This is a genomic window from Woronichinia naegeliana WA131 (assembly GCA_025370055.1).
Taxonomy (GTDB): Bacteria; Cyanobacteriota; Cyanobacteriia; order Cyanobacteriales; family Microcystaceae; genus Woronichinia; species Woronichinia naegeliana.
The window spans coordinates 6,865,815-6,890,002 of record CP073041.1 but is presented as its reverse complement, the minus strand read 5'-3'; the positions used below and the strand labels follow the sequence as shown (position 1 = coordinate 6,890,002).

17 protein-coding genes and 3 pseudogenes are annotated in these 24,188 nt (G+C 39.8%); 14 read left to right on the top strand and 6 right to left on the bottom strand.

Annotated elements, in window-relative coordinates; all coding sequences use genetic code 11:
* Positions 1 to 212 precede the first annotated feature (212 nt).
* On the bottom strand, positions 213 to 614 hold the full coding sequence (locus tag KA717_35055; protein ID UXE60674.1) for a hypothetical protein: 402 nt from the start codon (positions 612 to 614) through the stop codon (positions 213 to 215).
* 323 nt (positions 615 to 937) lie between these two features.
* Between KA717_35055 and KA717_35050 the strand changes: the two genes are divergently transcribed.
* The 5 genes from KA717_35050 (at position 938) to thiS (ending at position 6,910) form a co-directional block, all read left to right on the top strand.
* The gene (locus tag KA717_35050) at positions 938 to 2,383 is read left to right on the top strand and encodes an LCP family protein (protein UXE60673.1); all 1,446 of its coding nucleotides are present in this window, start codon (positions 938 to 940) and stop codon (positions 2,381 to 2,383) included.
* A gap of 17 nt (positions 2,384 to 2,400) precedes the next feature.
* Complete coding sequence (locus KA717_35045; GenBank protein UXE60672.1) at positions 2,401 to 3,237, top strand: alpha/beta hydrolase; 837 nt, start codon at positions 2,401 to 2,403, stop codon at positions 3,235 to 3,237.
* A gap of 85 nt (positions 3,238 to 3,322) precedes the next feature.
* On the top strand, positions 3,323 to 4,927 hold the full coding sequence (locus KA717_35040; GenBank protein ID UXE60671.1) for a B12-binding domain-containing radical SAM protein: 1,605 nt from the start codon (positions 3,323 to 3,325) through the stop codon (positions 4,925 to 4,927).
* Between the two features lie 292 nt (positions 4,928 to 5,219).
* Positions 5,220 to 6,632: a hypothetical protein gene (locus KA717_35035; protein UXE60670.1), complete on the top strand. Its 1,413-nt coding sequence runs from the start codon at positions 5,220 to 5,222 to the stop codon at positions 6,630 to 6,632.
* Positions 6,633 to 6,685: 53 nt separating this feature from the next.
* On the top strand, positions 6,686 to 6,910 hold the full coding sequence (thiS, locus tag KA717_35030; protein UXE60669.1) for a sulfur carrier protein ThiS: 225 nt from the start codon (positions 6,686 to 6,688) through the stop codon (positions 6,908 to 6,910).
* A gap of 417 nt (positions 6,911 to 7,327) precedes the next feature.
* On the opposite strand, the pseudogene KA717_35025 reads toward thiS, so the two are convergent.
* Positions 7,328 to 8,582: pseudogene (locus KA717_35025) on the bottom strand (ISKra4 family transposase).
* Between the two features lie 338 nt (positions 8,583 to 8,920).
* Between KA717_35025 and KA717_35020 the strand changes: the two are divergent.
* The 3 genes from KA717_35020 (at position 8,921) to KA717_35010 (ending at position 12,278) form a co-directional block, all read left to right on the top strand.
* Entirely contained in the window at positions 8,921 to 10,195 is a 1,275-nt protein-coding gene (locus KA717_35020; protein UXE60668.1) for a transposase, read from the top strand.
* Between the two features lie 66 nt (positions 10,196 to 10,261).
* Positions 10,262 to 11,542 carry an ISKra4 family transposase gene (locus tag KA717_35015; GenBank protein ID UXE64868.1) on the top strand — a complete coding sequence of 427 codons (1,281 nt, stop codon included), beginning with the start codon at positions 10,262 to 10,264 and terminating at the stop codon, positions 11,540 to 11,542.
* A 295-nt stretch (positions 11,543 to 11,837) separates the two neighbouring features.
* Positions 11,838 to 12,278 (top strand): ISAs1 family transposase, encoded by a 441-nt coding sequence (locus KA717_35010; protein ID UXE60667.1) that lies wholly within the window; start codon positions 11,838 to 11,840, stop codon positions 12,276 to 12,278.
* Here the strand turns inward: KA717_35010 and KA717_35005 are convergent.
* Positions 12,267 to 13,394 carry an ISAs1 family transposase gene (locus KA717_35005; protein ID UXE60666.1) on the bottom strand — a complete coding sequence of 376 codons (1,128 nt, stop codon included), beginning with the start codon at positions 13,392 to 13,394 and terminating at the stop codon, positions 12,267 to 12,269. The two genes, KA717_35010 and KA717_35005, sit on opposite strands and share 12 nt — an antisense overlap.
* Positions 13,395 to 13,474: 80 nt before the next feature.
* On the opposite strand from KA717_35005, the gene KA717_35000 reads away from it, so the two are divergent.
* The 3 genes and pseudogenes from KA717_35000 (at position 13,475) to KA717_34990 (ending at position 17,676) form a co-directional block, all read left to right on the top strand.
* Positions 13,475 to 14,275: an ISAs1 family transposase gene (locus KA717_35000; GenBank protein ID UXE60665.1), complete on the top strand. Its 801-nt coding sequence runs from the start codon at positions 13,475 to 13,477 to the stop codon at positions 14,273 to 14,275.
* 141 nt (positions 14,276 to 14,416) lie between these two features.
* Positions 14,417 to 15,754: pseudogene (locus KA717_34995) on the top strand (IS5 family transposase).
* A 640-nt stretch (positions 15,755 to 16,394) separates the two neighbouring features.
* Positions 16,395 to 17,676 (top strand): annotated as a pseudogene (locus KA717_34990) (ISKra4 family transposase).
* Positions 17,677 to 17,882: 206 nt separating this feature from the next.
* Here the strand turns inward: KA717_34990 and KA717_34985 are convergent.
* Together KA717_34985 and KA717_34980 are read right to left on the bottom strand one after the other, a co-directional pair.
* Positions 17,883 to 18,467: an ATP-binding protein gene (locus KA717_34985; protein ID UXE60664.1), complete on the bottom strand. Its 585-nt coding sequence runs from the start codon at positions 18,465 to 18,467 to the stop codon at positions 17,883 to 17,885.
* A gap of 696 nt (positions 18,468 to 19,163) precedes the next feature.
* Positions 19,164 to 19,778 (bottom strand): ISAs1 family transposase, encoded by a 615-nt coding sequence (locus KA717_34980; protein ID UXE60663.1) that lies wholly within the window; start codon positions 19,776 to 19,778, stop codon positions 19,164 to 19,166.
* A gap of 101 nt (positions 19,779 to 19,879) precedes the next feature.
* Between KA717_34980 and KA717_34975 the strand changes: the two genes are divergently transcribed.
* Positions 19,880 to 21,034 carry an ISL3 family transposase gene (locus KA717_34975; protein UXE60662.1) on the top strand — a complete coding sequence of 385 codons (1,155 nt, stop codon included), beginning with the start codon at positions 19,880 to 19,882 and terminating at the stop codon, positions 21,032 to 21,034.
* On the opposite strand, the gene KA717_34970 is transcribed toward KA717_34975, so the two are convergent.
* Entirely contained in the window at positions 21,014 to 21,607 is a 594-nt protein-coding gene (locus KA717_34970) for an ISAs1 family transposase (protein UXE60661.1), read from the bottom strand. The two genes, KA717_34975 and KA717_34970, sit on opposite strands and share 21 nt — an antisense overlap.
* 541 nt (positions 21,608 to 22,148) lie before the next feature.
* Here KA717_34970 and KA717_34965 point away from each other — a divergent pair.
* Together KA717_34965 and KA717_34960 are read left to right on the top strand one after the other, a co-directional pair.
* A complete protein-coding gene (locus tag KA717_34965) occupies positions 22,149 to 23,192 on the top strand; it encodes an IS630 family transposase (protein UXE60660.1) in 1,044 nt (347 codons plus the stop codon).
* Positions 23,193 to 23,273: 81 nt separating this feature from the next.
* Positions 23,274 to 24,167 carry a ParA family protein gene (locus tag KA717_34960; GenBank protein UXE60659.1) on the top strand — a complete coding sequence of 298 codons (894 nt, stop codon included), beginning with the start codon at positions 23,274 to 23,276 and terminating at the stop codon, positions 24,165 to 24,167.
* The last annotated feature ends 21 nt before the right edge of the window (positions 24,168 to 24,188 follow it).

Here is a 24,188-nt window from a genome sequence, read left to right as displayed (position 1 = left end):
TACCCCAGGGGATTTGGGCTAATTTTCCTTGATGGTTTCGGACATTACCATCCCATGGCTACCCTAGTGAACGGATTGCTCAACTAGCCCTTCAACATCAAGCCCAAATGATTTTTCCTCAAAGTCCACCCAGTCTGCTTTTGCCTAAATTCCTTACCGCTAAACTTGCCTCTTCCCCAAGCCCTGATATGCTTACTTTCGTCGCATAGTCATTACCTTATCTGGCATCCATAAACTTCCCACTGTCCAGTCACTAAGGCGTATAAAAATAATGTCTCTTGTAATCCTGATAATTTCTTTTCCCAATTCAATATTGTTGTTTTCGCGTAGCCGAATACTCGGGCTGCTGCATTTAATCCTATTCCTTCCATTCTGGCTTTTAATACTTTTACAATTTCACTTAATGGGGTTTCTAAGCCAGCGATTACGCTACCATAAGTCTCAGCAAAACAAGAACTACATTCTTGACAAATGAACATTTTACGTTCCCCGTTATCTTTCGTTTGATAATGAGAATGGATTTTTACTTTTTCACTATAGCAATGAGGACAGTTTTTCTTGAATAAGGCATCCTCTTTCTCTTGGCACAAGCCAACATCATTCAGGATTTCCATAGAGCTTTTCTTTAATTCCTTCTTCTTTGATATAATGACAATAATAATAGTATAATAAAAACGGGCCGATGTCTAGTCTTAAACTATTTTTCTATTTTCTCAAAGCCTTACACCATAACTTTTTCCAACTTTGATCAGACGATACCAGTTCCTAGACGGCTAAAGCTGGCGAAAATTCCCGTAAAATTCCCCTTTGCAATTTTAAGCAAAAATACTTAAAATAAGTCGTCAATCCATGTCCCTAGGAACTTTTTGAGCTTATTTTAACTCCTAGGTTAAATATTCTCTTAAGCCGATTCGGGGGTGTGGGGTACTGAGGTTGTATGGCAAATAGCATCGAACCGTTTCCCGTCAAGTCGCAAGTTTCTGTTAAAGTCCGTCCGAGTAATCGCCCTACACCACCTAGTCAACGTCTAAAAGCTTCTGCTTATCGTCAGAAAAAGCGATCGCTGCTCCTGAGGGGATTGGTTTGGGGCACTGCATTTAGCACCACGGCTCTTCTCTCCGGTTTAGCCGGTGTTGGGGTGGCTTTTTTTACTCCCCTAGGGAGTCCCATTTCCCTAACTCGCACAACTGATTTACCAGGGGGCAATCTTAGCATTTTAGCGACGGGGGAAAACTGGAACGCCCTTTTTCCTTACCATCTGGGCCGTCCCGTTAATATTTTAGTGATGGGGATTGATCGGGTGGAAGATGCCCCACCAGACAGTTTAGAAGCTTTTGGTGGGCGTAGTGATACGATGTTATTACTCCGTTTTGATCCCACAGATAATACCCTGAAGTTGCTGTCTATTCCTCGCGATACCCGTGTAGATATTCCCCGTTTTGACTATACCAAGATCAATGATGCCAATGTTCACGGTGGCCCTGCCCTGGCCGCTAATGTGGTTAGTAACACCTTAAATAATGTTCCCATTGACCGCTATGTGCGCGTGACGACCAATGCTTTTCGAGAGTTAGTGGACTTGGTGGGAGGGATTGAAGTTTTTGTGCCAAGACCAATGGTGTATAAGGATGTTACCCAAAAGCTAGATATTAATTTGGCGGAAGGTTTACAGGTATTGAATGGCGATCAAGCGGAACAATTTGCTCGTTTTCGTAAGGATGCGAACGGTGATATTGGTCGGGTGCAACGTCAGGAAATTTTGCTGACTTCTCTGCAAAAGCGATTGAATAATCCAACCATCATTCCTCGCATTCCCCAGGCTATTAATATTCTTCAGAAATCTGTCGATACGAACTTGACCATGGAAGAGATACTGGCTCTGGCTAATTTTGGACGACAGTTGGATAAGGCGCAAATTCATATGGTGATGTTGCCTGGCCGTTTTAGTCAGCCCGATGAATTTGATGGTCGCAGCTATTGGATTTTGTCAGACGCTGGCCGCGATCGCGTTATGGAGCAGTATTTCGGCTTAAATGATCAGACTCAAACAGACGTAACCAGCGATCGTTCGATTAAGCGTTTAAGTATTGCTTTACAGAATGCAACGGATGATCCCGCTTTACTGGAAAAGGTACAAAGCTATTTACGTCAAAATAACTTCCGCAATGTTTATACTGTCCATGATGCCCCTCAACTGCTAGGCGAGACAGAAATTGTGGCCCAAAAAGGCGATCTGCGATCGGCTAATAAGCTACAGGCGTTGCTCGGACTGGGACAAGTAGAAGCTTCCTCCACAGGAGACTTGGCTTCCGACTTAACGCTACGAATTGGCTTAGATGCCAGCCATTGGATCAATAATCCACCTGTGCCCACTAATCCTTAGGCTTTTTGCTTTTTTCCGTGCCATTTATTCGCCAAACCTTTTCGAGTCAAGGAATCATTATTTCTACCCTAGAATGGTCTCAGGGGAAGACTCCTTTGCTTTGTTTACATGGTTTAGGCGATCAAAGTTTAGTCTGGTCAAGCTTAGGTGATTTTTTGGCTCCTTCCTATCACATTCTGGCTCCTGATTTGCGCGGTCATGGGGAAAGTAGTAAACCACCAACAGGTTATTATTTCGAGAATTATTTGGATGATCTGAAGTATTTGATGGCCCAAAGGGAGTGGAATTCTGCTCATATTGTTGCTCATTCCTGGGCTGCTAAATTAGCTTGTATTTGGGCAACTCAAGAGCCAGAAAGATTTCGGAGTTTAACCTTAGTCGATCCCTTTTTCATTGGGCAAATTCCCCCTATTTTTAAATTAACTTTTCCGTTGCTGTACAAAGTTCTTTCGTTTTTAAAACTGAGTCAGTCCTTTTCTTCCTATACGGCGATTGAAAGCAAAGCCCGACAACTCCCTGAATATCAAGGCTGGAGTCCTCTACAGCAACAAGTTTTTCAAGCTAGTATTGAGGAAAAAGCAGATGGCACTTGGAGCAGCAAATTTGTTCAGCAAGCTAGGGATGAAGTGTTTGAGGAAGTGATGACAGTGGCTGGTTTAACTCAACCTTTGACCATACCGATTTTATTAATCCAACCAAGCCGAGGGGTGAACCGTACCGCCTGGCAATTAAAACCCTATCAACAATATTTAAAAAATTTAGAGATACAGAAGATGCCGGGAAATCACTGGTCATTTATGGTCAATACCGATGATTTTAATGTAAGGGTTGCTCATTTTCTAGAAAGATTCTAAGCCAGTTTTAAATGTAATCATAAGTAATCTAAGTAGCGATCGCGTTAGGGTGTTGATCTTGTTTTTTAATTTTTAATTATTCAATATGAAAGAAGCTAATCAAGAAAAATTATTATTTACGCCAGTTAATCCAGACAGTGATGCCATTCCAACTATTTTTGCCTTTCCAAATGAGTATAGTGTGGGTATTACTAGTTTGGGTTATCAACTCATTTGGGCTAATTTATCGAGCCGTCAAGATGTTCAAGTCAGCCGGTTATTTACAGATACTAAAGAAAGCCTGCCCTCTAATCCTGAATTATTAGGTTTTTCTTTTTCCTGGGAATTGGATTACGTCAATATTTTAAATCTATTAGAAAAATTACAGCTTCCTATTGATAGCCAGGAACGGGATCAAAACCATCCCTTAATATTTGGAGGTGGCCCAGTTTTAACCGCCAATCCTGAACCCTTTGCCCTCTTTTTTGATCTCATTCTATTAGGAGATGGCGAGAATTTATTAGGAGATTTTATAGATGCTTATCAAACGGTACGTCACTGCGATCGCCGCACTCAACTTCATCATCTCGCTCAAGTGCCAGGCATTTATGTTCCTAGTCTCTATAACGTTACCTATCATAGTTCAGAAGGCGCGATCGCTGATATTCAACCGATTGATAGTAACATTCCTAACAGGATTAAAAAACAAACCTATCGGGGCAATGTTTTATCAGCCTCCACTGTTGTCACTGAAAAAGCCGCCTGGGAAAATATTTATATGGTGGAAGTGGTGAGAAGTTGTCCAGAAATGTGTCGTTTTTGTTTAGCAAGTTATCTTACTTTACCTTTCCGCATGGCTAGTTTAGAAGGCTCTTTAATTCCAGCCATTGAACGCGGTTTAAAAGTCACTAATCGTTTGGGATTATTAGGAGCCTCTGTTAGCCAACATCCTGAATTTGAAACCCTATTGGATTATTTAGCACAACCCCAGTATGAACAGGTGCGTTTAAGTATTGCCTCTGTGCGAACTAATACTGTGACCGAGAAATTGGCAAAAACCCTTGCTCAACGGGATACCAAATCGATTACCATTGCTATTGAAAGTGGCTCTGAAAAAGTTCGACAAATTGTTAATAAAAAGTTAACTAATGCTGAAATTAAACAGGCTGCTATTAATGCCAAACGGGGTGGTCTGACAGGAATTAAATTTTATGGCATGGTGGGTATTCCAGGAGAAGATCTAGAGGATGTACAGGCTACAGTAGATTTATTAAAGCAGATTAAAAAAGAAGTTACAGGCCTACGGCTGACTTTGGGGTGTAGCACTTTTGTTCCTAAAGCCCATACGCCTTTTCAATGGTTTGGAGTCAATCCAGCCGCCGAAAAGCGTTTACAATTTTTACAAAAACAATTGCGTCCCCAGGGCATTGATTTTCGTCCTGAAAGTTATAATTGGTCAGTGATTCAAACACTCATTTCTAGGGGCGATCGCCGTTTAGCTCCTCTGTTAGCCCTCACCCGTCACTATGGCGATACTTTGGGCAGTTATAAACGAGCTTTTAAGGAATTAAAGGGAACTCTGCCGCCCCTTGATTTCTATGTTTATCAAGACTGGAGCCTGGATCAAATATTACCTTGGCAACATCTTGAAGGCCCGTTACCGACTACCACCTTAGAAAAACATTTAGCAGAGTCAAAACAATATTTTTAAGAAATTGATTGTTAACATCATGAATATAATGAATAAACCCCGTTTAAACCGAAACCTATTATTTTTGATCACGCAAGTGGATCCCCCTAAATCCCCCTTAAAAAGGGGGACTTGTCCCTGAAATATATCTCAAAAAACTTCAGTTCTCAAAATAGACTTGGTTTATAATTAAGCTTAATTGATTTTTAAAGAAGATTTAAAGAGGATCAGATTTTGCTATAAAGAGCATTTTGGTCACTTCTTCTAAAATTGCGGTAAAATAAGAGCCATAACTCTGTCAATATTAATAACAATGCCTGTCAGTAGTCAAACATTAAAATGGCTAAAATGGTCTGTCCTATGGTTAGGATTGGAACTGATCTTTCCTAAAATATTACCAGCAGAAAATACGGCCTTTTCTCTACAACCCCAAGATTTGATCATAGAACAGCAGCCTAGGGCAACGACTTCTGCCCGCCGATCGCATCTACAGGAACAACAGGATCGGATTGCACCGGAACGCTTTGATCTGCAACGTTATCCCGTCACCGAGGCCAATGAAACCAAGTGGCGACAAACGCTTTGGGCAACGGCTCTGTTAGAACCCCAGTCTCCCATCGTGATCGAGGCGATCGCCCAGATCTTAGAACTGCCCCTGAATCCGAACTTATCGCCTTCCCAAGCAAAGACGGTACAAATGGCGATGCAGGTGGGAACCCAACTCTATCTCGGTAATCCTCAAAAATTGGTATTGATCGGCGATCGCTTTCAAAATATTGTTAAAAACAGTCCTGATCCCGAATGGTCAGTTATGGCCCTATCAGCCTTAGTTCAAGCCGGTTTAAAACCGTCCCTTGCTCAAACAGCATTACAACAACTTCAAAGCCGTTTTCAAGGCGTTGATAATCTTGCTTTTAAAGTTGCGTTACAAGATATTAGCGAACAATTAAAACCGTCTTCTTTGCCTCCTCTTCAAGATTTACTCGCCTGGCAAATTGCTCCCTCATCCCCCCAACTTTACGTCTTTTGCCGACCGAATCGAGGGCTACTTTGTCGGACAGTGTTAAAAGATGGCAATGGTCAATTTCGCCGCGAAACCTCTCAACCCCAAGCTCCTCTTTTGTCAGTGCCGTTACTCACTCGTTCTTTACATGGTCTGCGTTGGAATTTTGTGCGAGGCCAAACACCCCAGGGAATTTATCGTATAGAAGGAACCATGCCTCGTCCGTCCGCCACCTATTTTACGGCCTATGGCCAATTTCCCCTAGTAAAAGTATTCATGCCCTTTGAATCCGGCGTTCAGAACTTTATTGCCACTCAACCGGACCAAATGATTGGCGCTCTGAATTCCTATTACAGTTTGCTGCCTTCTAGTTGGCAACAATACGCTCCTATTGCTCAAACTTATTGGGCTGGCCGTCTTGGGCGATCGCTGATTCGGATTCATGGTAGTGGAGAATCAACTAGTTTTTTTGTTAATAATCAACGTTTTCCCCAAAGTGATGGTTGGAATCCGGCGATCGGTTGTCTTTCCGCCCAGGAAATCTATGATCAAACAGGCCAGTTAACAAAAGCTGATATGCCTAACATTCTTAAGACCTTAGCTGAGGTTAATGGCGGAAAAATTGAAGGTTATATGATTGTGGTTGAAATTCCAGCAACCTCTAAACAAGGAACTAATCAACCGATCTCTCTGGCTGAGATTGAAGCCGCCCTTCAGAAATAGAGTTTTCGTGCTTAAATTGCTGTTCTTACAGTTTTGTTCTTAATCTTAAAAATATGACTTCTTTTGCTCTACCATCTATTACCCTACAGGTCAACGGCGATCGCCAAATTTGCTCATCCCAAACCCTGTTACCTCAATTTTTAGAACAAATTGGACTGAATCCCCGTTTAGTAGCCGTAGAATACAACGGTGAAATTCTCCATCGTCAATATTGGCCAACAACCCAACTACAAGAGGGCGATCGCCTAGAAATTGTCACCATTGTGGGGGGAGGCTGAGACAGTGGTGCTGCCTAGCTGGAGACGAAAAGACTGACAATAAAAGGAGTTCAACAAAGCACTCGAATTTGCAGTAACTCCCCCCAAGTTAACCCTTTTTGAATGATATCGAGAGCTACAGCTGGGACTTTTCTAGTAGTAAAATGGCTGCGAACAAAGTTATGAACTATCCAGAAAATATCTAGAACTCGCTGTAATCCAACAAGCGTTTTTCATTTTGGTGAGGTACCAACGAGCCTTGCTCACAAAGGCCTTAAGCCTCTTATCCGTACCTCATTTGAATGAAAATTACTATAATACACTGAGGTGTTAATCACCAACGATAATATAACTTTTTAAATCTCAATATCTCAGTAGGAGCATCTCACCTTTGCAACTGCTAAGGGTGCGACCTTTAGTTGATAAAAGCTGTTGTAATCAGGGTTCTACAGGGAACCCATATTGATCAAGTTTTGCCCAAAATTGACTCCATCGTTCCTTGGTCAATACCAAAGCTCGTAGGCTCAAAATAATTCCTGCTCCTTTTTCCTTCCATCGCATTCCTGAACAACATAATCGTTGTTTGACCAACGTCTTACAAGCTGCTTCCGTAACACCTGAACCAATCGGATACTTTTTCTCTAAGTATTCAGCATAATCCATTTGATGCTGATGATTCTCGTAATAAGTAATCGCCGCTTGTAGTTTCTCGGTAAGATTCTTAGAATGACTTTTTTCTTCTTTGACTTCTTTCATCAGATTTAGCAGTTCTCCTGCTTTTCCTTTTTCATGCTTGAGTTCTCGACAATTTTCAGTCAACCATTCTTTTTGTTTTGACACGGTATTCGGATGCAACGCTTCTGCCAAGGCACCTAAGTAACTAGAGGCATGATAGAAATCTAATATCTGTTCTTCCGTTTGCTTTTCTAAAAACTTCCAATTTGATTCTGCCCCGTCTGCTATCCCGACCAATGTTGCCTCTGGATAACGGTTTTTCGCTCGCTCAATTTCTCTTTCTAATCTTTCTAGAAAACTCTTTTTTCCATACTCTGGTGCCGCACCTAGATAGATTGTATGTTGACGTTCGCCTTCACTATCGTATAGGGAAACGGTTCCCACCATTGCTTCACGGTAGCCATCTAATCCTATTCCCACTGTTGCAATTTGGCTATCCTCCTTGGGCGGGGCATAACTCCACGCTTCTTCTTTTGCCTGTACCACACTTCCTACTGCTTCACTCAATCTTTGGATATAGGATAGCGCTACTTTTCTACCATGATTTTCTAATAAATCATTTTTCACCTCTTTGCCTGCCATCCCTGACATTTTTGAGGATACCTGTTTTGCCAATAATGGCGTTGATGTTATGATTATCCTTGCTTCTCTTTCTAAGGGGCAATACGTTTTTCCTCAAAGGTGAACGCTGATATACATGACGATTCACTATAACCTCACCATAAGGTGTTTGATATTCTTTCGGTTGCTCTCCCTTACTCTTCCAGATTTCTTCACCGATTTTTAAGGGTGAACCATCTGTATCTAAATATTTCAAGGCTTCTTTGCTGGCGATGCAACCTACTTCGTTTAAGCCTTTTTGAATATTTATTTCTGTATCCAACATTGAACGACTGAGTTCTAATGTTAGTTCTATTTTTATCTTTGAACCCTCTACATTAATTAGTTTTGCTGTCATCATTGTTTCCTCTTTGTCACTTTTCATCTCATGTTAACACTTTTCTTTTCCTTCATCAACTAAAGGTCATACCCACTGCTAAATTAGGTTTTATGTCAAGCTATTTTGAAAACCTTGCCACAAGCCAGGGTAATCGCATCTTATTTGTTACAAAAAATACAGACAAAAAGAGAGAAATATAGTGTAAAAAAGAAGCAGTCATCTAAGAGAACTGGACAGTGGGAAGTTCTCGAGCAGGGTAAGTGAGAAAAGAAAATCGGACATGCGATACCCAAGAGTGCCGTTATGTCCGAAACTGGCTGATATAGAAAATCGATAGCCAGTGCTATCTATCAATTATGCAACTATGTCAGCGACTAGAGCAAATCCTAGAGAATCTCCGTCCCGCCTTTAGCCGAGAAGCAACGTACCAATGGTTTATCCTATTAGCCTGGGGAGTAGTGCTCAACAGCCAACCGAGCGCAATAACAAGCTATGTCAATGCCTTAGGGTTAACAGAGAGCTACTACCATCAGGCACTACATTGGTTTGAATCCAAGGCATTTAACGTCAAAGGACTGACCTTGGGATGGTCGAAGTGGGTAAGTCAGCATGAAAATCTATATCGAATCAAGGAAAAACGAGTGTATGTGGGGGATGGAATCAAAGTGGGGAAAGAAGGGCGCAAGATGCCAGGGGTAAAACGACTACACCAAGAATCCGGAAATGTGGCGAAGCCAGAATGGATAAGGGGGCATTACTTCAATGCCTTGAGTGTTTTGGTGGGAGCAGGAAAAGCCTGCTTTGCCTTGCCCTTAGTGTTGCGGCTAGACGATGGCATCAAGTCCAAAGCAACGGCAAAGGAAGGGAAAAAAGGCAGCAAAAAAGAGAAGACTACTCTAGTCACGAAAATGGGGGAGCTTTGCACTACCTACGCAGAGGCGGGAAGCTATGTGATTTTGGATGCTTACTTCGCTTGTGGAGCAGTGCTCAAAAGTTTTCGCCAAAATGCCTTGCATCTCATCACCCGAGTGCGTTGCTCTACAGTGGCATATGCTCCCTTTTCTTCCGTTCCGACCTTGAGGGGGAAAGGACGACCACGGCTTTGGGGGAGTTCAATAAAACTAGAAAGCCTGTTTGCTCTTGTGGAGGATTTTCCCACCGCTAAAGTCTGGCTCTATGGTCAACAAGTCTCCGTTTCTTATCAGTGCTTTGAGTTCCACTGGGATAGTCCCCATCAGCTCGTTAAGTTTGTCCTCACCCAATTGCCCAACGGACAAAGACTGATTCTGCTTTCTACTGACCTCTGTTTGACTGGACCTGAGATTATTGCCGCTTACGGTCTCCGATTTAAGATTGAAGTCACTTTTCGTCAATTAATCCATCTTTTGGGCGGCTTTGCCTATCGTTTTTGGCTTAAGGCTCTTCCTACTTTACCGACCTGGCCTAGCAATCTTATCCTCCCTGACTATCCCCAAACTGTTCAGACTCAGATTTTAAACAAAGTAGAAGCCTTTGAGCGTTTTGTTAATCTTCATGTCATTGTTCTCGGCTTACTTCAAATTCTTTCCTTAGAGTTACCCCAGGGGATTTGGGCTAATTTCCCTCGCTGGTTTCGGACTCTACGGGTGTGACCTTTAGTTGATGAAGGAAAAGAAAAGTGTTAACATGAGATGAAAAGTGACAAAGAGGAAACAATGATGACAGCAAAACTAATTAATGTAGAGGGTTCAAAGATAAAAATAGAACTAACATTAGAACTCAGTCGTTCAATGTTGGATACAGAAATAAATATTCAAAAAGGCTTAAACGAAGTAGGTTGCATCGCCAGCAAAGAAGCCTTGAAATATTTAGATACAGATGGTTCACCCTTAAAAATCGGTGAAGAAATCTGGAAGAGTAAGGGAGAGCAACCGAAAGAATATCAAACACCTTATGGTGAGGTTATAGTGAATCGTCATGTATATCAGCGTTCAGTAGGAGGAAAAACGTATTGCCCCTTAGAAAGAGAAGCAAGGATAATCATAACATCAACGCCATTATTGGCAAAACAGGTATCCTCAAAAATGTCAGGGATGGCAGGCAAAGAGGTGAAAAATGATTTATTAGAAAATCATGGTAGAAAAGTAGCGCTATCCTATATCCAAAGATTGAGTGAAGCAGTAGGAAGTGTGGTACAGGCAAAAGAAGAAGCGTGGAGTTATGCCCCGCCCAAGGAGGATAGCCAAATTGCAACAGTGGGAATAGGATTAGATGGAACCTGTATGCTGATGTGTGAGGATGGCTACCGTGAAGCAATGGTGGGAACCGTTTCCCTATACGATAGTGAGGGAGAACGTCAACAGACAATCTATCTAGGTGCGGCACCAGAGTACGGAAAAAAGAGTTTTCTAGAAAGATTGGAAAGAGAAATTGAGCGAGCGAAAAACCGTTATCCAGAGGCAAAATTTGTCGGTATAGCAGATGGTGCAGAATCAAATTGGAAGTTTTTAGAAAAGCAAACGGAAGAACAGATATTAGATTTCTATCATGCCTCTGGTTACTTAGGTGCCTTGGCAGAAGCGTTGCATCCGAATACCGTGTCAAAACAAAAAGAATGGTTGACTGAAAATTGTCGAGAACTCAAGCATGAAAAAGGAAAAGCAGGAGAACTGCTAAATCTGATGAAAGAAGTCAAAGAAGAAAAAAGTCATTCTAAGAATCTTACCGAGAAACTACAAGCGGCGATTACTTATTACGAGAATCATCAGCATCAAATGGATTATGCTGAATACATAGAGAAAAAGTATCCGATTGGTTCAGGTGTTACGGAAGCAGCTTGTAAGACGTTGGTCAAACAACGATTATGTTGTTCAGGGATGCGATGGAAGGAAAAAGGAGCAGGAATTATTTTGAGCCTACGAGCTTTGGTATTGACCAAGGAACGATGGAGTCAATTTTGGGCAAAACTTGATCAATATGGGTTCCCTGTAGAACCCTGATTACAACAGCTTTTATCAACTAAAGGTCGCACCCGACTCTACCCTCCCATGGCTATCCTAGTGAACGCATTGCTCAACTAGCCATCCAACATCAAGCCCCAATGATTTTTCCTCAAAGTCCACCTAGTCTGCTTTTGCCTAAATTCCTTGCCGCTAAACTTGACCCTTTTCCAAGTCCTGATAGACTTACTTTGGCCGCATAGTCATTACCTTCTCTGCCATCCATAAACTTCCCACTGTCCAGTAAGAGAAGAAAAGGCTATTATTTAAAAAAAGTAAGTGAGTGAGGTCAAAGATGGCAAAAGGCTTCGGCGCAAGAGTTCTAACCCCACAACAAGAAAAAGAAGTCAAAATTATCAAAAGAAGCATACTGAAACATTTTCAGTGCCTAAAAGAACCGAGAACAGGGAGAAGGCAAGACTATAACTTAACAGCAATTGTCACCATAGGAATATTGGCAGTATTGTCAGGGGCAGATGGCTTCGTAGCAATTGAAGCCTATGGCAAAGCCAAACGAGAATGGCTAGAAATGTTTCTAGAGTTACCAAAGGGAATTCCCTCTCACGATACCTTTGGAAGAGTATTTGGAATGTTGGAAACAGAAGAACTAGAAAAAAGTTTTCTGAGCTGGATAAGCAGTCTAACGGAGAAAATGGACATAGAGCTGATACAGATAGATGGAAAAACGAAAAGAGGTTCTTATGATAGGCAGGGCAAACGCATCTTATCCGAGTAAAACCTTAAGGAGATAGTCCTCGTCCCAACCAGCGCGTAGCCGTTTATTCTTGATACCAAGTTTCAGAGTATTTTCCTTTGTGAGCAAGTTAAGAGCGATATGGCGTAAGACGGCTAAATTCTCAGGAGCAAAATCCTTACGAATGCGACAAGCATCCTCGTTGAAGGCCAAGTCTAGAACCCAATGTAAAGAGTTTTCTATCAACCAATGACTACGAACAGATTGGGATAATTTTTGAGCATTACTCGGCAGGCTACTGATATAGTAGCGAGTCTCATACTCTGTTTTGTCTTTCAATCGTCTCTCCGCTTTAATCATACAGATGCTCGTCAACTTTGCCCATTTCTCCGCACCCAGCAAAAATTCTGTTTGTTCCATCGTCCAGCAACGGCGAATTTCAATCCGTCCATGTCCCTTGTCTATTGTTTGATGAAAATCATGCTTAATTCCCACAAAATTAACCGATTGAGCATGAGCAAATAATTGTTCAACATCCTCACATAAATTACCTTGATTGCCTTTCAATGCCAAAACATAATCTCCCCCTCGCCCTACTATCTGTTGGGCAATCTTTGTCTGAGTTCCCATGGCATCAATCGTTACGATACAACCTTTGACCTCTAGCATTTTCAGGAGTTTAGGAATCGCCGTGATTTCATTCGATTTGCTTTCCACCTTGCACTGTCCTAGTACTAGACGATTTGCTGTTGCCCATGCACTTACCATCTGAATTGCGCCCTTTCCGTTGGCATTGTCATAGGAGTGGCGAAGGGTTTTGCCGTCAATCGCTATCACTTCTCCTTCACTTACCTCCGCTATACTTTTGACCCAATGCAGAAAACAGTCTTGAAATTGCTCTGGATTCAGACTAGCAAATACACGCGCAAACGTATCGTCGGAGGGGATGCCATTCGGCAATTCCAAAATTTTTTTTAGCCATTGATGTTTAGCCTTGCCGAAACTTTCCATGGCTACCCAACCTTCTGCTCCACAAATGACGGCTAAGATGGCAATCGTTAGAATATCAATGAGTTTATGCCGTTTTGTTCGTTCGATGCGAGGGTCATCTATTTCGGCAAAGTGTTCTACCAGTCTATATTTGGGTCGGAGTTTCATCGCTTTTGTTTTCTATGCACTTTCCCTTATTTTCCCTTATCCATCCCTCTATAATGTTCTTGTATCTGTATCATTTTTAGATGCGTTCGCCCTGTTATGATAGGGAAAAAGGACTAAATGCGTTACACAGCATAAGTGCGTGGAGTAGTGAGCGGGGACTGATGTTAGCGCAAAAGAAAGTAGATAGTAAATCTAATGAAATAAAAGCAGTCCCCTTGTTACTGAAGTTACTTAACATCAAGGGGGCAGTAGTAACCCTAGATGCAATGGGAACGCAGACAGAAATCGCAAAACAAATAAAGCAAGGTGAAGGTGACTATGTATTGGCTCTCAAAGGAAATCAGGGCAAACTTAATAAACAAGTTAGGGATTGGTTTAAACAAGCGGTCGCTCAGAACTGGCAAGGAATTGAATACAGTTATCATGAGAAGACAGAAAAAGGACATTACCGTTTAGAAACTCGTCAAGTCTGGACAGTGTCAATCAATCAGCTTTCCGCATTGCATCGCCAAAATCAGTGGGTCGGTTTAGCAACTGTTGTGATGGTTAAAAGTAAAACTCAATTCGGTCATAAAACAACAGAGACGTTTCGCTATTATATTATCAGTCTTCCTACGGATGCCGAACGTCATAGCCATGTGATTCGTTCTCACTGGAGTATTGAAAATAGTCTGCATTGGGTTTTAGATGTCACTTTTAATGAGGATGCGAGTCGAGTGCGTCAAGGTAATGCGGCTGATAATTTGGGCTTGCTCCGTCGTTTAAGTATTAATTTGCTTAAACATGAGCCATCTCAAAAAAGCTTGAAGATGAAGCGTTATTTGGCGGCGATGGACAACAATTTTCTTCTACAGGTTTTAGCAGCTAGTTCACGGGAGTGATATTCATGAGTATATTTAGGGCTTGCTGAAAAAAGCTGAAACCTTTACGGAGAAAAATAGTAGGCGAATTAAGAACCGCTAGAATGCACGAAAATAGGGTAGAATGCCTCAAAACCATTGCATTAAGAAGAGAGAAAGCAGATGTACCGAAAGCAACAGTACTCAATTGAAACACCAGAAAACTTGAAAAATCTGTTCGGCGGGCAGTTAGACGAAGAAAATCGTTGGATAGAAATGTCAAAAATGATTCTTTGGGAAGAATATGAGGAAGAATATGCAAAAAACTTCACAGAAAAAAAAGGAGCCCCAGCCAAATCATTTAGAATGGCATTAGGAGCATTAATTATCAAAGAAATTTCAGGAAAAAGTGACAGAGAAACAGTAGAACAAATAAAAGAGAACCCTTATTTACAGTACTTTATAGGAATGGAAAGCTATAGTAGCAAAGAAGCATTTAATGCGTCAATGATGGTTCATTTTCGTAAAAAAATAGGAATGGAATTAATAAATAAAATTAATAAAGAAATAGAAAAAAAAGCGACGGGTGTAGCGTCAGAAAAAAAAGAAAATGAAGGAAAGTTATTGTTAGATGCGACTTGTACACCAGCAGATATAAAATATCCAACGGATATAGGAATATTGAATGATGCCAGAGAAAAAACAGAAAAAATAATAGATAAGCTGTATGAAGAAATAAAAGAGAAAAGGAAAGAAAAGCCGAGGACTTATAGGGAAGTGGCAAGAAAAGAGTACTTAGCCATAGCAAAAAAACGTCGTGTGTCAAAAAAAGAAAGAAGAAAAGGAACAAAAAAACAACTAGGATATATAAAAAGAAACTTGTCTGATATAGAAAAAATGATAGAAGAGGGAGCAAAGTTAGAAAAACTAACGAAAAAAGAGCAAGAAGAGCTTGTAACGATAGGAAAAGTGTATGAGCAACAGTTAGAAATGTATGAAAAAAAGACAAATAAAGTAGAAAACAGAATTGTGAGTGTAAGCCAACCTCACGTGCGTCCAATAGTGCGTGGAAAAGCGGGAAAAGCAGTAGAGTTTGGAGCTAAAATATCGGCAAGTAATGTGAATGGCTTTGTCTTCTTAGACAAATTAAGTTGGGATAATTACAACGAATCGGGAGATTTACAAGCGCGAATAGAAGAATATAAAAGGGAAACAGGATGTTATCCGGAATCGGTTCATGTGGATAAAATCTATCGAACAAAAGCGAATCGAGCTTATTGTAAAGAAAGGGATATAAGAATGAGTGGTCCCCGATTGGGAAGACCGCCGAAAGAGGTGAGCAAAGAAAAAAAGAAAGAGGCACGCTCAGATGAAAGAGTGCGTAATGCCATTGAGGGTAAATTCGGACAGGGAAAGAGGAAATTTAGTCTTGGTCGAGTGATGGCCAAACTACCTGAGACCTCGGAAACGGTAATTGCGATGAACTTTTTGGTAATGAATCTTTCTACTCTACTTCAGAAGACAAAAAGTAAAAAGTTGTAGAGTCGTTTTTCTTGTGAAAAATGGTGTTAATTTTCCTCTCTTTTGTGAGGAGTGATTTGTGTTGACCTTTTTAGACAGAAAGGAACAATAGATTAAACAAAATCTGTATTTTGATTTGTTTCCATAAGGATAAGTTATCTATGCTTTTTCAGTCCATACTTCCCTAACCCACATTTCTTTCGTTTTTTGACTTTTTCAGCAAGCCCTAGATTAAACAAAATCTGTATTTTGATTTGTTTCCATAAGGATAAGTTATCTATGCTTTTTCAGTCCATACTTCCCTAACCCACATTTCTTTCGTTTTTTGACTTTTTCAGCAAGCCCTATTTAGCTTCAAATAGGGCTTGCTGAAAAAGTCTACAAAACGAACCTAGATGCCACAGGGCGCGAAAAATGGTGACTTCAGAGCTCAGTTTCCAGTTTTACCTCACATTTTTCCAGCAAAGTGCATGGATTTTGAGCCTCCAAATGCCATAACCTTGCATCTGATCGTTTGTAAAATGCCTGAAAGTATTGTCTAGCAAGGATTTCATCCTTATTCAGCAGGGTGTGACCTTTAGTTGATGAAGGAAAAGAAAAGTGTTAACATGAGATGAAAAGTGACAAAGAGGAAACAATGATGACAGCAAAACTAATTAATGTAGAGGGTTCAAAGATAAAAATAGAACTAACATTAGAACTAAGTCGTTCAATGTTGGATACAGAAATAAATATTCAAAAAGGCTTAAACGAAGTAGGTTGCATCGCCAGCAAAGAAGCCTTGAAATATTTAGATACAGATGGTTCACCCTTAAAAATCGGTGAAGAAATCTGGAAGAGTAAGGGAGAGCAACCGAAAGAATATCAAACACCTTATGGTGAGGTTATAGTGAATCGTCATGTATATCAGCGTTCACCTTTGAGGAAAAACGTATTGCCCCTTAGAAAGAGAAGCAAGGATAATCATAACATCAACGCCATTATTGGCAAAACAGGTATCCTCAAAAATGTCAGGGATGGCAGGCAAAGAGGTGAAAAATGATTTATTAGAAAATCATGGTAGAAAAGTAGCGCTATCCTATATCCAAAGATTGAGTGAAGCAGTAGGAAGTGTGGTACAGGCAAAAGAAGAAGCGTGGAGTTATGCCCCGCCCAAGGAGGATAGCCAAATTGCAACAGTGGGAATAGGATTAGATGGAACCTGTATGCTGATGTGTGAGGATGGCTACCGTGAAGCAATGGTGGGAACCGTTTCCCTATACGATAGTGAAGGCGAACGTCAACCTACAATCTATCTAGGTGCGGCACCAGAGTATGGAAAAAAGAGTTTTCTAGAAAGATTGGAAAGAGAAATTGAGCGAGCGAAAAACCGTTATCCAGAGGCAACATTGGTCGGGATAGCAGACGGGGCAGAATCAAATTGGAAGTTTTTAGAAAAGCAAACGGAAGAACAGATATTAGATTTCTATCATGCCTCTGGTTACTTAGGTGCCTTGGCAGAAGCGTTGCATCCGAATACCGTGTCAAAACAAAAAGAATGGTTGACTGAAAATTGTCGAGAACTCAAGCATGAAAAAGGAAAAGCAGGAGAACTGCTAAATCTGATGAAAGAAGTCAAAGAAGAAAAAAGTCATTCTAAGAATCTTACCGAGAAACTACAAGCGGCGATTACTTATTACGAGAATCATCAGCATCAAATGGATTATGCTGAATACTTAGAGAAAAAGTATCCGATTGGTTCAGATGTTACGGAAGCAGCTTGTAAGACGTTGGTCAAACAACGATTATGTTGTTCAGGGATGCGATGGAAGGAAAAAGGAGCAGGAATTATTTTGAGCCTACGAGCTTTGGTATTGACCAAGGAACGATGGAGTCAATTTTGGGCAAAACTTGATCAATATGGGTTCCCTGTAGAACCCTGATTACAACAGCTTTTATCAACTAAAGGTCGCACCCATTCAGCAAGCCCCAAATAGGAGGATTGGCAAAATATTGACACCAACAATTATGAATTAGCGAAATTACTTAATCTTTTAGAGTTTAAGTTGATTTTCTTCTCTTTTTAGTTTTTGATATAGTCTATTTTTAAGCTAGATTTCTTTTTTGATTCCACTCTACTAATATGCGATTACCCTGCTCCCTGAGCTTCGACGGCCATTTTACAGAAAGCTAAACCTAAACCAATTTGAGAGACATTAGCTTTAACGGCTCCGATTTCAAACTTTTTAAAGATGTCCTGGGTTCTTTCGGGACTGACCCCTGGCCCCTGATCAATGACCTGAATACGGAGATGATTTTCGGGTAAATACTCAATTCTGAGACGGACTTGGCTATTCGACGGCGAGAATTTTAGGGCATTAGAAAGTAAATTTTCAATCACACGATGCAGAATAATCTCATCAATAACGATGCTGCTTTTGGGGTTAGGGAGATCTCCTGTTAGCTCAATCTTCTGGGTATTAGCGAATAATTCAAAATCGTTTAAAATGGCTGTCCCTAGCTCATATAAATCCGTTGGCACGGGATTAAACAGAATTTTGCCTGATTCTAGTTTGGCCATTAGCAGTAAACTATCAATCATATTTTGCAGGCGTTTACCAGAGGTTAAAATTTGCTCTGCTTTTTTGATCAAAATAGCTTTGGTGCTTGGACGATCGCTGTATTTTTTAATAATTTCTGCCGATAGAAGCATGGCTAATAAAGGATTACGCAAATCGTGAATAATTAGGGTTTGCCGAATAAAGGCAGAACCTTTATCAGATAAGCTTTTCAGCCATTTTGAACACGATTAGGTGCAAGCTTATGGCATTTGAAGGCGTAAAATCCATGCACTTTGCTAGAAAATTGTGGGTTAAAATCGGAAACTGATTTCTGAAGTCACCATTTTTCGCGCCCTGTGGCATCTAGGTTCGATTTGCAGACTTATTCAGCAAGCCCTAATTATATTGGACATATCTTCTCGTAGGGTGAGAGCTTCCTCGCGCAATTTCACCAGTTCTTCAAGCAGGGTAATCGCATATTAGTAGAGTGGAATCAAAAAAGAAATCTAGCTTAAAAATAGACTATATCAAAAACTAAAAAGAGAAGAAAATCAACTTAAACTCTAAAAGATTAAGTAATTTCGCTAATTCATAATTGTTGGTGTCAATATTTTGCCAATCCTCCTATTTGGGGCTTGCTGAATAAGGATGAAATCCTTGCTATACAATACTTTCAGGCATTTTACAAACGATCAGATGCAAGGTTATGGCATTTGGAGGCTCAAAATCCATGCACTTTGCTGGAAAAATGTGAGGTAAAACTGGAAACTGAGCTCTGAAGTCACCATTTTTCGCGCCCTGTGGCATCTAGGTTCGTTTTGTGGACTTTTTCAGCAAGCCCTATTTGAAGCTAAATATACTCATGAATATCACTCCCGTGAACTAGCTGCTAAAACCTGTAGAAGAAAATTGTTGTCCATCGCCGCCAAATAACGCTTCATCTTCAAGCTTTTTTGAGATGGCTCATGTTTAAGCAAATTAATACTTAAACGACGGAGCAAGCCCAAATTATCAGCCGCATTACCTTGACGCACTCGACTCGCATCCTCATTAAAAGTGACATCTAAAACCCAATGCAGACTATTTTCAATACTCCAGTGAGAACGAATCACATGGCTATGACGTTCGGCATCCGTAGGAAGACTGCTAATATAATAGCGAAACGTCTCTGTTGTTTTATGACCGAATTGAGTTTTACTTTTAACCATCACAACAGTTGCTAAACCGACCCACTGATTTTGGCGATGCAATGCGGAAAGCTGATTGATTGACACTGTCCAGACTTGACGAGTTTCTAAACGGTAATGTCCTTTTTCTGTCTTCTCATGATAACTGTATTCAATTCCTTGCCAGTTCTGAGCGACCGCTTGTTTAAACCAATCCCTAACTTGTTTATTAAGTTTGCCCTGATTTCCTTTGAGAGCCAATACATAGTCACCTTCACCTTGCTTTATTTGTTTTGCGATTTCTGTCTGCGTTCCCATTGCATCTAGGGTTACTACTGCCCCCTTGATGTTAAGTAACTGGCTCTTCCCCCAACTGTGTGGAAAGTGTATAATAGTAATACCACAGTAGGAGGTGGAGTATGTGGATAAACTTGGATGAGCTACTAGGTTTGCCAAAGGTAACAGTCGTAAACTATCGAGAAATAGATGGTGCTTTGTTCTTAAAATTAAAAATGAAAAACGAAGTAATAGAATGTCCAAATTGTCATAAAGAATTGGAAGATATAAATCAAATAGAATATAATTTGGTTCGGGATTTATCCCTATTGGGAAAGAAAGTATATCTGGAAGTGCCCCGCCGCCAGTTCCATTGTGAAAAATGTCAGAAATACATAACAGAAAGACTGGACTTTATGCGGCTAAGAAAACATTATACAATTCGTTATGAAGAAAAGATTTATGAGCAAGTAAAAAAGAAAAATGTAGAAGAGGTAAGGCAAGAAGAAGAAATAAGTTGGGGAACATTGGAATCAATATTTGAAGAGTATGCAAAGCAGGCAGAAAAGAAGGAATGGGAATTACCAGAAAAGATAAGTTTAGACGAATTTAGTAATAGAAAAGGAAAAAAAGACTTTATTACAACAGTGATAGATATAAATAAAAAGGAATTGTTAGAAGTAATAAAAGGACACAAAAAAGAAGAGATAATAGAAGCCCTAAAGGTGCAGCCAGCAAGGGTTAGAGAGAATGTAAAGGAAGTAAGTGTGGATATGTGGGAGGGATTTACGTCAGCAATAAAGGAGTTATTTGTAAATGCTAAAATTGTCTATGATAGATTTCATGTAATGAAAAATATAAATGAAGAATTGAATAAATTGAGAAAGAAAATGAATATCCATAAAAAGGGTTTAACATACCTATTATGGAAAAATAAAGAAGAGTTAAAAAAAGAAAAAAGAGAAGAGTTAGAAGAGATATTGAAAATGTATCCTTGTTTAGGAATAGCGTATGAAATGAAGGAAGAGATTAGAGATATTTATGAGCATTCAAGAACGACAAATGGTGCAAGGAGAAAATTTGAAAAATGGATGAGAACAGCGTGCCTATTCTATAAAAAAAGTGTGGGTATGCTGAAAACTCATTTGACAGGTATATGCAATTATTTTGAAAACCATACAACTAATGGATTAACGGAAGGGATGAATACAAAAATTAAATTAATAAAAAGGAAAAGTTATGGATTTGCTAATTTTGAGCATCTACGGCTTAAATTGTTAGCTTGCTTTAACTCTTAACATAACATTACACACAGACAAGGGGAGAGCCAGTAACTTCAGTAACAAGGGGACTGCTTTTATTTCATTAGATTTACTATCTACTTTCTTTTGCGCTAACATCAGTCCCCGCTCACTACTCCACGCACTTATGCTGTGTAACGCATTTAGTCCTTTTTCCCTATCATAAGAACCTCTTTTCGTTTTTCCATCTATCTGTATCAGCTCTATGTCCATTTTCTCCGTTAGACTGCTTATCCAGCTCAGAAAACTTTTTTCTAGTTCTTCTGTTTCCAACATTCCAAATACTCTTCCAACGGTATCGTGAGAGGGAATTCCCTTTGGTAACTCTAGAAACATTTCTAGCCATTCTCGTTTGGCTTTGCCATAGGCTTCAATTGCTACGAAGCCATCTGCCCCTGACAATACTGCCAATATTCCTATGGTGACAATTGCTGTTAAGTTATGGTCTTGCCTTCTCCCTGTTCTCGGTTCTTTTAGGCACTGAAAATGTTTCAGTATGCTTCTTTTGATAATTTTGACTTCTTTTTCTTGTTGTGGGGTTAGAACTCTTGCGCCGAAGCCTTTTGCCATCTTTGACCTCACTCACTTACTTTTTTTAAATAATAGCCTTTTCTTCTCTTAGATGACTGCTTCTTTTTTACACTATATTTCTCTCTTTTTGTCTGTATTTTTTGTAACAAATAAGATGCGATTACCCTGTGCCACAAGCCGATTTCGGGCATAAATATAATCATAGAACAGCAATTCTAAATTTGCCCTGTAGCAAGGGTTTCAGGTTTTAGTTCGCGTAATACGGGGTAAAATTCAACGGGATTAACAAGTTCATTTTACGAGTCTTCAGGCTTTCAGGCATGGTAGTACACATAGAATAGCCCCAAAAACCCCCTTTGAAATGTTCTTTAAATCCCTAAAAGGCTTGCTGTATCTAAAACTGAGAATTGCTGATAATTAGGATTGCTTAACCTCGTTCATTTTACCCGTACTTTTAAATATTGGACTACTAAGCAACATTTCACCTTATGTTAATATACTGAACACGGTCACAAGTTGCGAATTTTAAAAATAAGAGATAATATAGTAAAAATAGAAAAAGTAGTCAAGAGGCTGAGAAATGATTAAGTTAGAATTTACGGAAGAAGACAAAAGACTGTTGTCTTACGGTCGGTTTAATCACCCGCATCCTAGAGTACAGCTAAAGATGGAAGTTTTATGGTTAAAAAGTCAGGGATTATCTCATCAAAAAATTGCTCAATTCGCAGGAGTTTCAGTAAATACGGTGACAAGCTATATCCGTGATTATCAAGAGGGCGGGATAGAAAAACTAAAAGAAATAAAATTTAATCGCCCGAAAAGCGAGTTAACAGAGCATCAAGGGACAATTGAGGCATATTTTGAGTCAAATCCACCAGCAACAATAAATGAAGCAGTAAAAAGAATAGAAGAATTAACGGGAATAAAAAGAAGTCCAACGCAAGTCAGAAAATTTTTAAAGTCAATAGGAATGAGGTGTCTAAAGGTGGGAACAATTCCATCAAAAGCAGATGTAGAAGCTCAGGATAGCTATAGAGAAAAAGAGCTAGAACCAAGGCTAGAAGAGGCAAAAGCAGGAAAAAGGGCAGTTTTCTTTGTAGATGCCTCTCATTTTGTAATGGGAGCATTTGTAAATTTTATATGGTGCTTCAAAAGGATTTTTATTAAGTCACCATCAGGGAGAAAACGTTTTAATGTGTTAGGAGCATTAAATGCAATTACCCATGAAGTAATTATGGTAACGAACAGTTCTTATATTACGGGAACTCAGGTTTGTGAACTCCTAGAAAAGATAGCAGAATTAGGACTATTAATACCGATTACGTTGGTATTAGACAATGCTCGTTATCAAAAATGCCGAATTGTGCAGGAGTTGGCAGAATCATTAGGAATAGAGTTACTGTACTTACCTCCTTATTCTCCTAACTTGAATTTAATTGAAAGACTGTGGAAGTTTGTGAAAAAGAAGTGTTTATACGCAAAATATTATGAAGATTTTACGCAGTTTTCTGCAGCAATTTCAGGATGTCTTGAAGATGCTAACGTAAAATATAAGGAGGAGCTTGATTCTTTGCTCACCTTACGATTTCAACGCTTTGATAAATCTCAGATTATGAACGTTTGAAGTATAGCAAGACACTCTCTAGTCAAGCCCGACCAAATCTGCTAAACTAGCCAAAATTCTATTACCCCCTAGGCATTTTTGATGGTTAGCATTATTAGTACGGTTAATATGAAAGGCGGAGTTGGAAAAACAACTTTGACCGTGAACCTCGCCACTTGTTTAGCAAAATATCACCAAAAACGGGTGTTAGTTCTAGATTTAGATTCCCAAATTAGTGCAACCCTGAGTCTCATGTCTCCCCATGATTTTGCCCAAACCCGTAAAAAACGGAAAACTCTCAGCTATTTAATTGAAAATATTATTCAACCCAATCCCTACAGTAAACTAGAAATATTTGATATTATTTGCCCTAGTGTTTGTGATATTGAAGGCTTAGAATTGTTACCAGGAGATATTGAACTCTACGATGAATATCTCGTTTCTGAAATGCTCCATAAAGAAGCAAAATTACAGGAAAATTTAGAATTTGAAGCTGTTTGGAATAAATTTGAAGGATCTTTAATAAAGAAGATTTTAGATCCTGTTTTAGAAGAATATGACTTTATTATTTTAGATTGCGCTCCAGGCTATAATTTATTAACCCGTAGCGGTATTGCCGCTAGTAATTTTTATATACTACCCGCTCGACCTGAACCCCTTTCTATTGTCGGCATACAGTTATTGGAAAGACGCATCGCCAAACTGAAAGAAAGTCATAAAGCCTCAGATGATCCCCTCAATATTAATTTAATTGGTGTCGTTTTTATTCTGTCTAGTGGTGGTTTGTTAAGTCGTTACTATAATCAGGTAATGAGACGGGTTAATTCGGACTTTGATCCCCAACAAATTTTTGAGAATACGATTCCGATGGATGTCAATGTGGCCAAAGCTGTAGATACTTTTCAGCCCGTCGTCACTGCCATGCCTAACACCCAGGGATCTAAGGCCTTTATGAAATTAACAGAAGAATTTCTGAGAAAAATTAGTCAACATTAACCAATTTAACGACAATTAATC